Annotated in this window: 13 protein-coding genes; 6 read left to right on the top strand and 7 right to left on the bottom strand. The window is 71.0% G+C overall.

The window, feature by feature from the left end; translation table 11 throughout:
* Positions 1–164 precede the first annotated feature (164 nt).
* Positions 165–1658, top strand: coding sequence for a hypothetical protein (locus ACFYP0_RS02685; protein WP_355493581.1), 1494 nt, complete (start codon positions 165–167; stop codon positions 1656–1658).
* 243 nt (positions 1659–1901) lie between these two features.
* Here ACFYP0_RS02685 and ACFYP0_RS02680 read toward each other — a convergent pair whose 3' ends face one another.
* Positions 1902–2861, bottom strand: coding sequence for a TIGR03557 family F420-dependent LLM class oxidoreductase (locus ACFYP0_RS02680; protein ID WP_356977717.1), 960 nt, complete (start codon positions 2859–2861; stop codon positions 1902–1904).
* Positions 2862–3022: 161 nt separating this feature from the next.
* On the bottom strand, positions 3023–3904 hold the full coding sequence (locus ACFYP0_RS02675) for an NAD(P)-dependent oxidoreductase (RefSeq protein WP_356977719.1): 882 nt from the start codon (positions 3902–3904) through the stop codon (positions 3023–3025).
* A gap of 95 nt (positions 3905–3999) precedes the next feature.
* Between ACFYP0_RS02675 and ACFYP0_RS02670 the strand changes: the two genes are divergently transcribed.
* Entirely contained in the window at positions 4000–4362 is a 363-nt protein-coding gene (locus ACFYP0_RS02670; RefSeq protein WP_386994092.1) for a winged helix-turn-helix transcriptional regulator, read from the top strand.
* A gap of 79 nt (positions 4363–4441) precedes the next feature.
* Here ACFYP0_RS02670 and ACFYP0_RS02665 read toward each other — a convergent pair whose 3' ends face one another.
* A complete protein-coding gene (locus ACFYP0_RS02665) occupies positions 4442–4648 on the bottom strand; it encodes a hypothetical protein (protein ID WP_007460667.1) in 207 nt (68 codons plus the stop codon).
* 253 nt (positions 4649–4901) lie between these two features.
* Here ACFYP0_RS02665 and ACFYP0_RS02660 point away from each other — a divergent pair, with 253 nt between their 5' ends.
* Positions 4902–5729: a hypothetical protein gene (locus tag ACFYP0_RS02660; RefSeq protein ID WP_386994090.1), complete on the top strand. Its 828-nt coding sequence runs from the start codon at positions 4902–4904 to the stop codon at positions 5727–5729.
* Positions 5726–6514, top strand: coding sequence for a maleate cis-trans isomerase family protein (locus ACFYP0_RS02655; RefSeq protein WP_386994089.1), 789 nt, complete (start codon positions 5726–5728; stop codon positions 6512–6514). Before ACFYP0_RS02660 ends, ACFYP0_RS02655 begins: the two co-directional genes overlap by 4 nt.
* Here the strand turns inward: ACFYP0_RS02655 and ACFYP0_RS02650 are convergent.
* From ACFYP0_RS02650 to ACFYP0_RS02640, 3 genes are all read right to left on the bottom strand, one after another.
* Positions 6500–7756: a low temperature requirement protein A gene (locus ACFYP0_RS02650; protein ID WP_386994087.1), complete on the bottom strand. Its 1257-nt coding sequence runs from the start codon at positions 7754–7756 to the stop codon at positions 6500–6502. The two genes, ACFYP0_RS02655 and ACFYP0_RS02650, sit on opposite strands and share 15 nt — an antisense overlap.
* A gap of 78 nt (positions 7757–7834) precedes the next feature.
* Positions 7835–8791 carry a 5'-3' exonuclease gene (locus tag ACFYP0_RS02645; protein ID WP_386994085.1) on the bottom strand — a complete coding sequence of 319 codons (957 nt, stop codon included), beginning with the start codon at positions 8789–8791 and terminating at the stop codon, positions 7835–7837.
* A gap of 58 nt (positions 8792–8849) precedes the next feature.
* Positions 8850–9077 (bottom strand): hypothetical protein, encoded by a 228-nt coding sequence (locus ACFYP0_RS02640; protein WP_124856806.1) that lies wholly within the window; start codon positions 9075–9077, stop codon positions 8850–8852.
* A gap of 121 nt (positions 9078–9198) precedes the next feature.
* Here ACFYP0_RS02640 and ACFYP0_RS02635 point away from each other — a divergent pair, with 121 nt between their 5' ends.
* Together ACFYP0_RS02635 and ACFYP0_RS02630 are read left to right on the top strand one after the other, a co-directional pair.
* Positions 9199–10266, top strand: a complete 1068-nt coding sequence (locus tag ACFYP0_RS02635; protein WP_386994083.1) for a DUF4037 domain-containing protein — start codon at positions 9199–9201, stop codon at positions 10264–10266.
* Between the two features lie 126 nt (positions 10267–10392).
* Positions 10393–11280 carry a winged helix-turn-helix transcriptional regulator gene (locus ACFYP0_RS02630; RefSeq protein WP_355493571.1) on the top strand — a complete coding sequence of 296 codons (888 nt, stop codon included), beginning with the start codon at positions 10393–10395 and terminating at the stop codon, positions 11278–11280.
* Positions 11281–11317: 37 nt separating this feature from the next.
* Here the strand turns inward: ACFYP0_RS02630 and ACFYP0_RS02625 are convergent, their stop codons facing one another.
* Positions 11318–12685, bottom strand: a complete 1368-nt coding sequence (locus ACFYP0_RS02625) for a glycosyl hydrolase family 18 protein (protein ID WP_355493570.1) — start codon at positions 12683–12685, stop codon at positions 11318–11320.
* Positions 12686–12863 lie beyond the last annotated feature (178 nt).

The following is a 12863-nucleotide window of genomic DNA, read 5'->3' as shown; positions in this document are numbered from 1 at the left end:
GGTATGACAGCTTTGAAGATGAAAGAGGGCACTATTCACGTTCACGCCTTCCTGTCCGTATTACGGACCTATCGTGACGTTTGGTAGCCGGCGAACACGTCGAGCCCCCCGCGCCCGAATCGGCGCGCGGTCACGTCACGTACGCAGGAAGGTAGGCACCGTTGATGTCCACGTACCGAGAGGGAGACCGCGCCGCCCGACCCAGGCGGCGGTCCCGATGGTTCTTAGCCAGCGGCTTGTTGGCGGGGAGCCTGGTCGTGGGAGCGGCCGGAGCGGCCGCAGCCGCCGACCGCGCCCTCGCCCTCCCCGGTCTGGCCCGGCTGACCCCGGCGGCCGACGACGACCGACGCGACGGCGACCGGCCGGCACCGCCGCAGGGCCAGGACGGCGCCCGCCCGGCCACCCCGGGCACCGGCAAGCGGGGCGTGGTGTCGGTGCCGTGCGACGCCGCGAAGTTGGTGGCGGCGCTGGTGGCGGCCAACGCCGAGGGCGGCGGCGAACTTCGGCTCGCGCCCAAGTGCCGTTACACCCTCACCGAGGCGTTCCACGAGACCGACCAGTACGACGGCGGGATCCGTGACGCTCGGGAGACCGCCGACGCCGCGGAGACCCCCGGGGACGCCGACGCGCCGCCGCACAACCCGGCCGACGACACCGCCGGCCTGCCGGTGATCTACCAGGCCATCACGATCGACGGCGCGGGCGCCACCATCGCCCGGGACGCCCAGGCCGCCCCGTTCCGCTTCTTCACCGTCCGCGACGGTGGCGAGTTGACCCTGCGGGACGTGGAACTGCACAACGGCCGCTCGGCCATCGAGGGTGGCAGCGTGCACGTGGTGCACGGCGCCACCGCCGTGGTGGAACGGGTCACCGTCTCGCAGAGCACGTCGCTGTCGCCCGAGGGCGGCGGTGGCGGCATCTTCAACGACGGCAACATGGTGGTCACCGACTCCACGTTCGTCGGCAACAGCGCCTCCGGCGCCGCGGGCAAGGGCGGGGGCCTGCTCAACGGCGGCGTTTTGACGCTGAAGCGTTCCGAGTTCCACCGCAACAGTGCCAACGGGTACGGCGGTGGGCTCGGCAACTACCGTGGTGCCGCCGACGTGGAGAGCGTCTCCTTCACCCAGAACAGCGCCGCCCAGGGTGGCGGGCTGGCCAGCTTCTCGGCCCGGACGAAGGTCTCCGACACCGAGTTGCTGAACAACACCGCGCAGGTCGGCGGCGGTGCCGCCAACTCCGACGCGGTGCTGGTGATGCGCACGATGACCATCCGCGGCAACACGTCCACAGTCAACGGCGGTGGCATCTCGACGGTGAAGGGCCTGACGCCGCTCGACGACAGCGTGGTCGAGGGCAACACCACCCACGGCCTCGGGGCCGGCATCTACGCCGAGAAGGCGAACCTGCTGGTCCGTGGCAGCGACGTGACCCGTAACGAGGCCGTCGGCGCAGCCTCCCAGGGCGGCGGCATCTACGCCAGCGCGGGCTCGGTGGCGATCTACACCAGCAAGGTCACCCACAACGCGTCGACGGTGAAGCCCGGCGGCATCTTCGGCATGCACGCCCAGGTCAAGATCGACGATGAGAGCGTGGTGGTCGAGAACGAGCCGACCAACTGCGAGGGCAGCCAGGTGCCGATCGCGCACTGCTTCCGCTGAACGTCGACCCGCGCACCATCCCGAGCGCGTTCATCCCGAGTGCACCGCCCGTCCGGACGATGGTCCGGACGGGCGGTGCGCCGTCGTCACGGGACGAAGATCGCTGTGTGTCGAGGGAGAGGACCGCGCCGATCTTGCAGGTTCCGTTGTCGACATGGGTGGATATGCCCCTTGCGTCGGGGCAGAAAACGCAAGATCGCGGAGCAGCATTCTGCTCTTCATCACCTGATCAAGGGGCCGGCGTCAACCAATCGCGCGCAGACGGCCGGAGAGGTCGCCGGCGAAGAAGTCGAGGAAGCCGTCCGGGTCGGGGCCGGCGTTCTGCAGGACGATGTGGTCGAAGCCGGCCTCGACGTACGACCGGACCTTGGCGACGTGCGGTTCCGGGTCCGGGCCGACGGCGAAGAGCTGCCGGATGTGCTTCTCCTCGACGTACGCGCTGGCCGCGTCGAAGTTGACCGGGTTCGGCAACTCGCTCATCACCTTCCAGCCGGTGACCATCCACCGGCTCGTCTGCAACACCGCCTGCACCGCCTGTTGCTCGTCGGTGGCCCAGGCCAGGGGCACCTCGGCGTAGCGCGGACCCGCACCCTGGGCGCGGCGGTAGTGCTCGACGATCGACGCGTCCGGTTCGGTGGCGAACAGGCCGTCGCCCAACTCGGCCGCGAGTCGGGCCGACGCTTCACCGCTGGCCGCCACCGCGATCACGGGCAGGGTGTCCGGCAGGTCGAAGATCCGGGCGTCCTCCAGTTGCAGGTGCCGGCCCTCGTACGACTGGTAGCCGCCCTGCCAGAGCAGCCGGATGATTTCCAGCGCCTCGCGTAGTCGCTCGTGTCGCCCCCGCACGCTGGGGAAGCCCTGCCCGACCACATGCTCGTTGAGCCGCTCTCCGGCGCCCACCCCGAGGGTGAACCGGCCGTCGGAGATCAGCGCCATGGTCGCCGCGGCCTGCGCGATGATCGCCGGGTGGTAGCGGACGGTCGGGCAGGTGACCCCGGTGGCCAGGCGCAGGGTGCTGGTCTTGGCGGCGATGGCGCCGAGCACGCTCCAGGTGAAGGACGAGTGCGCCTGAGCGTCGAGCCACGGGTGGAAGTGGTCGCTCATCTCGACGAAGTCGAAGCCGACCCGCTCGGCCAGGACGGCCTGCCGGATGATCTCCTGCGGGCCGTACCCCTCCGAGGCCAGCTTGTAGCCGATCTGCATGCCCGCACTCCCGATCCCGTTCGCTGACTGAGGCATCGGCGGTTCCCGGCACCGGCACGGACAAACGCCGCCGAGCCGCAAACCAGCCTCCTAGGATGCCTTAGGCGATGTGCGGTGGACGACGGCAGGCGCGAAGGACCGCCTTCAGCCACCGGACACCGTCACCGCACCAGCAGATCAATGACGCCCGTCAGGTCCTCCTCGCCACCGCCCTCCGCCAGGCGGCGGCGCATCAGGTCGAAGTAGGGGCGGAGCAGTTCGGGGCTGACGCCCTGCTGCTGAGCGGTGCTCAGAAAGGTCGGCGTGCCGGCCACCTGCATGGCGAGAGGGGAGACGACTCCATGGGTGTAGTCCCCGCTGCGCAGCTGGTCGGCGGTCTGGTGAACCGCCGGGACCATCGCGACGAGCCAGTCGGCGAGCAGTGCGGCGAGCGCCGACGGGTCGATGTCCTCCCGGCGGATCAGGGCGAAGGCGTGTGCGGCCCCGGCGAACATCCCGTACATGGCGCTGAGGAGAGCCACGTCGTGCAGGGCCGCGAAGCCCGCGTCCTCACCGACGTAGGTGGTGCCGACCGGAACGCCCAGCGTCTCCCGGTGCCGTTCGAACAGCGCTCGTGAGCCGCTGTAGAAGACGTAGCCGCCGGCCGTCGGGACGCCGACCATCGGTGGGACAGCCATGATTCCACCGTCCAGGTAGCGTGCGCCGCGTCGGCGGGCCCACGCCGCGCGGGCGCGGGCCTGGGCAGGGGTGCTGGTGGTCAGGTTGACCAGATCCCGGCCGACCAGGTCCACGTCGGCCAGCACCTGGTCGACCGAGCTCTCGTCCAACAGGCAGACGACGACCAGGGTGCTCGCCGCGACCGCCTGTGCGGCGCTGCCCGCGACCCTTGCCCCTTCGGGCGCGAGCGCTGCGGCGCGGGCCGGGGTGCGGTTCCAGACGGTGAGCGGGTAGCCGGCGACAAGCCAGGCTCGGGCAAGCGCGGTACCCATCGCGCCGAGTCCCAGCATCGTGACGGAGGGCTTCTCCACAGTGTTCGGTTCCATGCCGATTAGGCTGGTCATCGACCCCCAGGTGATCAAGTACGCACTTCGAGGTGCGTGGTTACCCGGGGGTGAGCGAGCACGTCGGAGGGGTGGGTATGGCGACGGTGAACCGGCCGGGCACCGCGGACGGACACGCCTGCGGTATCGACACCGCGATGGAGGTGATCGGCGGCAAGTGGAAGGTGCTGATCCTCTGGGCGCTCCACGAGCACCCCCTGCGTCGCTTCGGCGAGCTGCGTCGACTGCTTCCGGGGATCACGGAGAAGGTGCTGGCCTCCCACCTACGGGAGATGGAGGCGGACGGCATCGTACGCCGCGTCTCCTACGACGAGGTGCCGCCCCGCGTCGAGTACTCGTTGACCGAGGACGGCACGCGCCTCAACGACGCCCTCGAGCCGCTGGCCGCCTGGGGACGCGACCGGTCGACCGTTCGACGGTTCGGGGAGGAGGTGGGCTAGTGCTCCGGAGCGACCTCGCCGAAAACTGCACCGGCCCGCGCCCCCACTGCGAGGGCACGGGCCGGTCTACGTCTGTTGCCTACTTGGAAGGCTCGGGCAGCTTGCAGTCGACCTTCGGGTTGGCGCCGATGTAGTTCAACGGCCCGGCCACGATGGTGACCAGGATGGTGCCGGCCTCGGCGCAGTTGGTGTCGTCGCCGCTGTAGTAACCGCGCTGGCCACCGGCGATGGCGCCGATCACCAACCAGATCACGACGATGACTCCGAGAATCGAGGTGCCGCGCATCGCTGCCTCCTGAGGTATGTGGTGGATCTGAGGTGCAGCCGTTGTACCCAATCGGGTCGCGCGGCTAACGGTTGCGTGCTACGACCGCCCGTCGGATCCCCCATCCGGCCGATGCCGTCCGCCGTTGCGTACCGCCCGGGCATCCGCCGCCCGCACCGGGTAGCGCCTGTCGGCTATCGGATCGGCGACCGACCTCGCCGTCATCCGGGGGAGTGGACGTAGAACTGCCTCACGGCCCCGCCGAGGAGGACTCATGGACGCCCCGACACCGCCCCTCTATATCGACCGCCCCGAGGACGTCGCGGTCGCGGCCCGCGCGCTTGCTGGCGGCGCGATCGTCGCGGCGGCGTTCGCCAACTTCTACGTCATCGTGACGCGGCCCGACGCGGCCACCGTACGTCGGGTCAACCTGGCCAAGGGCCGACCGGCACACCAGGTCGGCAGCATCACCACAGCGATCGGCCGGATTCCCGGCATGTTCGACTGGACGCGGATCTCGCCGCGGTTGCCGGTCGGTCGGGTGCGGGCGCTGATGGACGCCCTCTACGGGGCCGGTCCGTTCGGCTTCCGCGGGCCCGCGGCGGATCGGCTCCCCGAGCACCTCACCCAGATCGACCAGGGGATGCGGACCACCCAGGTGATCGCACCAGGGCTGACCTGCCCGTCCAACGTCTTCTTCGAGCGGGCGCTCGCCGAGACCGGAACGGATCACCTCTACATCACCTCGGCGAACCGCTCCCGGCATCTCACCGGTGCGACGGAGGAACCGGCGCACTGGAAGGCGGGTGCCCTCGCCGCCGACTTCGCCCACCTCGACGATCTGGTGGTGCTGGTCCACCGGGACGAGGCCGCGGCCCGCGCCGCGTACCCGGGCTACCTCACCACCTCGGTCACCCTGCTCTCGTTCCACGCGCCGGAGGGTGACCTCGAAGAACCGCCGGTGCTCACCGTGGACCGGCACGGATCGCTGCACCTGGACGACGTTCGCCGCGCCGCCGCGCCGCTCGGCCTACAGGTGCGCCTGGCCGGAGGTGCCCGGCAACGATTGCAGGTCCGGGGGTACGCCGGGGCACTGGTGTGAGCGGCTACCGCATCGGCCTGGTGGTGCCCAGTTCCAACACCACAATGGAAACCGAGATCCCGGCGATGCTGCGCCGACGCGAGGTCGTCGATCCGACGGTCCGCTTCACCACCCATTCCAGTCGGGTCCGGCTGCGTCAGGTGACCGCCGACGAGTTGGCCCGGATGAACCGCTCCGCCCTGCGGTGTGCCGCCGAGCTGGCCGACGCCCGCTGCGACGTGCTCGCGTACGCCTGTCTGGTGGCGGTGATGTGCGAGGGCACCGGCGCGCACGAGCGGGCCGAGCGGCGGTTGGGCCGCGCGGCCGGTCGCGCCGGGCACGACATGCCGGTGGTGACCAGTGCCGGCGCGTTGGTCGGCGGGCTGCGGGCGCTGGGTGCCCGCCGGGTGGCGCTGATCGCGCCGTACCTGCCGCCGTTGACCGCGACCGTCGCCGCCTACCTCGCCGCGTACGGCGTGGAGGTGACCGACGCGGTGAGCCTCTGCGAGCCGGACAACGTGGCGGTCGGGCGCATCCCCGCGGCGCGTCTGGTCGAGCTGGCCGATCGGCTGGACGTGACCTGCGTGGACGCGGTGGTCCTCTCCGCCTGCGTGCAGCTGCCGTCGTTGGCGGCCGTGCCGCAGGTGGAGGCCCGTCTCGGCCGCCCGGTGCTCACCGCGGCGACGGCGACCGTGCATCAACTGCTCACCGGTCTGGGTGTCGAGCCGTACGTGCCCGACGCCGGCCGGCTGCTGGCCGGCGGTGATTCCGCGGTGATTGGCGGGTGTGGTTCAGTGCGGCGGTGACGGGGCCTCCGGCGGCTTGCCGTGGCTACGCCGGAAGTCCGCGTAGGCAACGCCGACCAGGACCAGCAGCCCACCGAGGGAGGCGAACACCGGCGGCAGGTACAGCAGGCCGGGGGCGATGGTCAGCAGCGCCAGCACCCCGCCGGGTCGGGACCACGACACCCGGCTGAACACCTCGTACTCGAACGAGGCCCGGCCGGCCAGGAACAGCGCCGGGCCGCCGAGGATCACCGCCAGCCAGGCCGGCGGTGTCCGTCCGGTCGGCTCGTGCAGCACCAGGTGGAAGCCGGCCGCCGTGGTGACCACGCCGGAAATCATCAACAGATGGGTGTACGGCGCGCTGAACAGGAACTTGCTGGGCGACTCGGCCGCCTTGATGGCGGTCGGCAGCAGCTCGCCGGACTTGTGCACGTAGATCCGCCAGAGCAGCAGCGTGGTCAGGAACGCCACAGCGAAAGCCCCGATGTTCTCGGCCTCGGTGTGCTCCATGCTGAACATGGTGCCGATAGTCAGGATCGCGTCGCCGAGCGCGATGATGAAGAACTGCTGGTAGCGCTCGGAGAGATGCTCCGCTGTGACGTTGCGCTGCTTCTCGGGCACCACGCCGAGCCCCGGCACCGGGTACGCGAGTCGGAAGCCGAGGTAGTCGATGGCGAGCGCGATGGCCCAGCACACGATCCGGGCGTCTCCGCTGACGAATGCGCCGATGAGCCACGGGATCGCCGACACCACGAACCAGACGAAGATGCGGGCGGCCCGACGCTGCGTCTGTGGTTCGCGGCGTACCGCCGGCATCAGGAACAGCCCACGCCCCAGGTGGATCGCCACGTAGGTGCCGGCGAAGACGAGCCCTCGGTTGTTGAACGCCTCCGGAATCGCCGTGGTCATCAGCAGCGCGCCGAACATCACGGCACTGATCAGCAGCTTGATCTCGGTGCGTTCCGGGTTGTACAGGTCGGTGACCAGCGTGGTGATCGCCCAGGTCCACCACACGGCGGCCAGCATGATCAGTGCCTCGGCGGCCCGGTGCCAGTCGAGCTGGTCGACCATTCCCCGCGAGATGAGCGCGAGCGCGACCACGTACACCAGGTCGAAGAAGAGTTCGAGGAGGGTGACCCGGCGCGGGCCCTCCGGGTCGCGCACCGGGGGACCGCTGGCCCGTGGTGATCCGGGCTCCGGCGCGGCGAGGTGCACGGGAAACTCCTGCGGAACCGCTCGACTCGACGGACCTGTCCGGTCCACCTTTACGGACGGTAACGAGCGGGGAGCGCGGGATCCCGCGTTCGCCCGCTCGTCCCTCAACCGGGTTGTGTCCGGCGGTTACCCCGCTTGCGGGGATGTCGACGGCTTCTCGCCGCCACGGGGGGCGGCGAGGGCGTCGACCAGGCGGCGGGCCGAGCCGGCCAGGTTCCATCGTTGGGCGAGCTGGAGCAGCCGGTCCGGGTCGGCCGGCGCGCTCGGCAGCGCGGTGGGCAGCTCCGGCAGGGGCACGTCCAGGGCGACCCGGACCACCGTCGGCGCGACGCCCAGGTAATCGCGCGCCGCGACCAGCTTGGCGCGCAGACCCGGTGCGAAGGACGAGTCGGAGTCGTCGAGCGCGGCCAGGATGCCGGCGATGCTGCCGTACCGCTCGATGAGCCGGGCGGCGGTCTTGTCGCCGACGCCGGCCACCCCGGGCAACCCGTCACTCGGGTCGCCGCGCAACGCGGCGAAGTCGGCGTACCGGTCGGCGGGCACGCCGTAGCGGGCCCGTACGGCGGCGTCGTCGCAGTCGTCGAGCTTGGCGACGCCGCGCCCCACGTAGAGCAGTCGGACCGGTCGGGCGTCGTCGACGAGCTGGAACAGGTCCCGGTCACCGGAGACCACCTCGACCGGGCCGGGCTGGGTCACCGAGAGGGTGCCGAGCACGTCGTCGGCCTCGTAGCCGGTCGCGCCGACCGCGGTGATGCCCACGGCGGTGAGCACCTCCAGGATCATCGGCACCTGCGGGGAGAGGGTGTCCGGAACGATCTCGCCGCCCTGCGGGGCGACCCGGTGCGCCTTGTACGACGGCAGCAGGTCGACCCGCCACGCCGGGCGCCAGTCGTAGTCCAGGGCGCAGATCATCCGGTCGGCGCCCCGCACCCGGATCAGGGTGGCGAGCATGTCGAGGAAGCCGCGCACCGCGTTGACCGGGGTGCCGTCCTCGGCCCTGGCGGCGGACTCCGGAATGCCGAAGTAGGCCCGGAAGTAGAGGCTGGCTGAGTCGATCAGCAGGATCGGGGGTCGGTGTGCCACGCCGGACAGCCTGGCACAACCGTCCGACGATCCGGGGTACGCCCGGCCGCTGGTGGTGTCAGCGTCGCTCGTCGGGCCGATAGACGGTCTCCCGTCGGGCCAGGTGTTGCACGACGTAGCTGGTCACCAGCAGCAGGACCGCGACCACCACCTCGACCCAGGCCGCGACGCCGTCGGCGACGGTGACGCCGATGACCAGCAGGACGAGGCCGACGAGTGCGAGGACCCCGGCCCACAGTTGACGGCGACGGCGGGTCGCCGCCCTGCTCGCCTGGTTCGCTGCCACCTCGGTCCTCCCGGTCGGGGTCGCCCGCGCGGGACCCCGACCCCAGGCTAGGGCCGCGGAGGACGCGCCGGGCCGGAAAACGACGGTGCGGGCTGGTCGCCGCGCGGCGCAGACTGCGGGTATGGCGTTCCTTCCCGGCCTGACGTTGGCCCGTCGCTACCACGACGAGGTGGTCGCGCCGATCCTGCGCCGCCGGTGTCCCGCTCTGCCGTACGCGGCCGGACTGCTCGACGGCGGCTCGGAGGTGCTCGGCCTGGACACCGTGCGGTCCACCGACCACGACTGGGGGCCACGCGTGCAGCTGTTCGTCCCGGCAGCCGAGGTGGCCCGCGTCCCCGTGCTGCGCGCCGCGCTCGACGCCGACCTGCCGGTGGAGTTCTTCGGCTGGCCGACCCGCTTCGTCGGCGAGGACGGGCGGCTGGGCGTTTCCGACCCGGCGGGCAGCCGGCACGGGGTCGACGTCGCCGAACTGGGCGGCTGGTGGCGCGACCGGCTCGGCTTCGACCCGGCCGCAGGGGTCACCACGGCGGACTGGCTGGCCACCCCGACCCAGCGGCTGGCGGAGGTGACCGGCGGCGCGGTCTTCCACGACGGTCTCGGTGGAGCGCTGAGGGCCCGGCGTACGGCGGTCAGCTGGTATCCGACGGACGTGTGGCGCCACGTACTCGCCTCCGCCTGGACCCGGATCGCCCAGGCGGAGCACCTGCCCGGCCGGTGTGCCGAGGTCGGTGACGATCTGGGCAGTCGGGTGGTGACCGCCGGGCTGGCCCGGGATCTCATGCGGCTCGGTCTGCTGCTGCACCGGCGTTGGCCGCCGTACGACAAGTGGCTCGGCACTGTCTTCGGCCGGCTTGACGGCGCCGAGCCGGTGGTCGTGGCGCTGGCCGACGCGCTCGGCCCGGGCGACTGGGCGCGGCGTCAGACGGGGCTGGTCAAGGCCCTGGAGACGGTGGCCCGATGGACCGACGACACCCGTCTCGCGGTGCCGGTGCGCGCCCGGGCGCAGCCGTTCCACAGCCGCCCCTTCCTGGTGCTGCGCGCCGAGCGGATCGCCGCCGCGCTGAGTGCCGCGGTGACCGAGCCGGCGCTGCGTGCCCGGCCGCTGGTGGGTGCGGTCGACCAGTACGTGCACAGCGTCGATGTCCTCACCGAGGCGGCCCGGGTACGCCGGATCGCCGGCAGCGTCTGATCAGCCACCCGGTCGCCGACCCCGACACCGACCGTCGACGTGCATGTCGCCGACCCCCGTTCGCCAAGCCAGTGAGTTTCAAACTGGAACGTACTATAGTCGGAGTGGGAGCGACGGAGGTAGCGGGTGCGGCGAGAGGATCTTGCCGATGCGGACTGCGGCATCGCGCAGGCGCTCGGCGTACTGGGGGACTGGTGGACGTTCCTCATCGTGCGCGACGTCGCCGGCGGGACGACCCGCTTCGACGGGCTGCAACGTGAGCTGGGCGTCAGCCGACGGGCGCTGACCGAACGCCTCGGCGCGCTGGTCGAGCACGGCGTGTTGGAGCGCCGGCCGTACTCACGACACCCGCCGCGCTACGACTACCTGCTCACCGCGAAGGGCGAAGGGCTCCTACCGGTGCTGATCGCCCTCCAGGACTGGGGGACGAGGCATCTGATGGGTGACGGAGAGTTGACCGCGACGGCCGACGCCGGGTCTGCCGAGGCGCGCCGGGCACGCGACCTGATCGGGCGGCGGTTGCCCGAGGCCGTGCTGCCGGGTGTCGACGGTCAGCCTGTGTCGGTGGCCGCGATGGGCGCGTGGAGCGTCCTCTACCTCTTCCCCGGGGCGTACGCGCCGGGGACGCAGGGCTATCCGCCGGCCTGGTCGGAGATCCCCGGTGCCCGGGGCTGCACCCTCGAATCGACCACCTACGCGAAGCGGCACCCGGACTTCCAGGCCGCCGGGGTACGGGTGTACGGGATCAGCACGCAGCGGCCGGACCAGCTCGCCGACTTCTCCGCGTACGCCGGGCTGCCGTTTCCGCTGCTGTCCGACCAGGACGGCCGGCTGGCCGCCGGGCTGTTGCTGCCCGTCTTCCGCGCCGGTGGGATGACCCGGTTCAAGCGGCTGACGCTGCTGGTCGACCCGCAGGCGGTGGTGCGAGCCGTGCAGTTCCCGGTCACCGACCCGGCCGGCTCGGTGGAGGAGATGCTCACCCTGGTCCGCGAGCACGCAGGGATCCCCGGCTGACGCGGGGCGTCGACCGGGGATCGTTGCGATCGAACCGTCAGGCGGGGAGCGTCCAGCGCTGGTTGGCGCCGGCGAAGCAGTCCCAGATCTGCAACCGGGTGCCGTCGGCGGAGCTGTTGTCGCTCGCGTCGAGGCACTTGTTCGACTGCGGGTTGCGCAGCGTGCCGTTGGACTGCGCCTGCCAGACCTGCGCGCCGCTGCCGTTGCAGTCCCAGAGTTGGACCTTCGCGCCGTTGGCGGTGGAGCCGCTGGCGATGTCGGCGCACTTGCCGAGGGCGCGCAGCGTGCTGTCGCCGGCCGCGGTCCAGGTCTGCGCGTTGGTGCCGTTGCAGCCCCAGAGTTGGACGGCGGCGCCGTTGGCGGTGCTCGCCGAGGCCACGTCGACGCACTTGCCGGCGATCCCGGTGATCTGACCGGTGCGACCGGTCGGCGGCGGGGTGGTGCCGCCCATGATGGTGTCGTACATGGCGCTGAGCAGTGAGGTCGAGCCGCTGGTGTCCTGCGACAGCTCCCAGTTCATCACGCCGCCGGCGTTGGCCAGCGCCCACTGCGTCTTGCGCTTGACGGTCGGAATGCCGTTCCAGCACTGCTGGCTGCCGCCGATGGTGGCGCAGTCCCGGTTGGCGTTCGCCGGGTCGAGTCCGACCAGGTACGAGTAGTTGTAGTAGACGGGGCGGCTGTAGAACGGGATGCCGAGGACGGCCTTGCTGGCCGGCAGGCCGCGGGCCTTCCACAGGTTGATGCTGTTGATCGACCAGTCGTAGTTGGCGTGCGGGCTTCCGCCGTCGTACGCCATGATGTTGAGCCAGTCGACCTGGTTGAACACGGCCGTCTGGACGCCCTGGACGCTGCCGCCCTCGCTGACCACGGCGGCGGTGAGCAGCTTGCCGCGACTGTGCAGGGCGCTGCTGAGTTGCGTCATGAGCGCCGTGTAGTTGTTGGCCGAGGCGCCCGGGTCGGGGTACTCCCAGTCCATGTCGACGCCGTCGAGGTTGTACTGGTTGACGAAGTTGACCAGGTTGTTGACGAAGTTGGTGCGGCTGGTGGCGTTGGCGGCGAGCGTCTCGAACGCCGAGTCGTTGCCGTCGTTCCAGCCGCCGACGGCGATGGAGACCTTGACGTTGTTGGCGTGCCCCTGCGAGACCAGCGAGGAGAGCCGGGCCCCGTCCACCCCTTGCAGGGTGCCGTTGCTGTTGGGCAGGACGAAGGCGTAGTTGATGTGGGTGAGCTTGTTGTACTGGATGGTGTTGATGTTGCCGGCCCAGGAGGGCATGTAGCCGACGCTCTTGAAGTTGTTCGGCAGCACGACGGCCTGCGCGGGGGCGCTGGTGACGGTGAGGGTGGCGCCGGCCGTGGCCAGCGCGAGCAGGCCGGCGGCGAGGGCGCGGCGCAGTGGTGAGGACATCGGGGGCCTTCCCGTGGGCGGGGGACGACACCCGCCCACGCAGGGTTGTCGCGGGCGGGGGTGCGGGGACGCAGGGACGGGTGGGCCTCGAGGCAGCCAAATCTTAAAGAGTGTTAACTGTCCGCGTCAATCAACGTCGATGGATTTTCCGACGATCGGTGCCGATATGGGGTTTGCC

Origin of the sequence: Micromonospora arida, from assembly GCF_042873195.1 — a bacterium.
In the GTDB taxonomy this organism is placed as follows: Bacteria; Actinomycetota; Actinomycetes; order Mycobacteriales; family Micromonosporaceae; genus Micromonospora; species Micromonospora arida.
Note: the sequence above shows the minus strand (reverse complement) of the source record. Positions and strands in the feature narration are given on the sequence as shown.

Coding starts and splice junctions, on each gene's coding strand:
- ACFYP0_RS02680 (WP_356977717.1), bottom strand. CDS start 2,861: ATGCAGATCGGCTACAAGCTGGCCTCGGAGGGGTACGGCCCGCAGGAG.
- ACFYP0_RS02685 (WP_355493581.1), top strand. CDS start 165: ATGTCCACGTACCGAGAGGGAGACCGCGCCGCCCGACCCAGGCGGCGG.
- ACFYP0_RS02625 (WP_355493570.1), bottom strand. CDS start 12,685: ATGTCCTCACCACTGCGCCGCGCCCTCGCCGCCGGCCTGCTCGCGCTG.
- ACFYP0_RS02675 (WP_356977719.1), bottom strand. CDS start 3,904: ATGGAACCGAACACTGTGGAGAAGCCCTCCGTCACGATGCTGGGACTC.
- ACFYP0_RS02665 (WP_007460667.1), bottom strand. CDS start 4,648: ATGCGCGGCACCTCGATTCTCGGAGTCATCGTCGTGATCTGGTTGGTG.
- ACFYP0_RS02635 (WP_386994083.1), top strand. CDS start 9,199: ATGGCGTTCCTTCCCGGCCTGACGTTGGCCCGTCGCTACCACGACGAG.
- ACFYP0_RS02660 (WP_386994090.1), top strand. CDS start 4,902: ATGGACGCCCCGACACCGCCCCTCTATATCGACCGCCCCGAGGACGTC.
- ACFYP0_RS02670 (WP_386994092.1), top strand. CDS start 4,000: ATGGCGACGGTGAACCGGCCGGGCACCGCGGACGGACACGCCTGCGGT.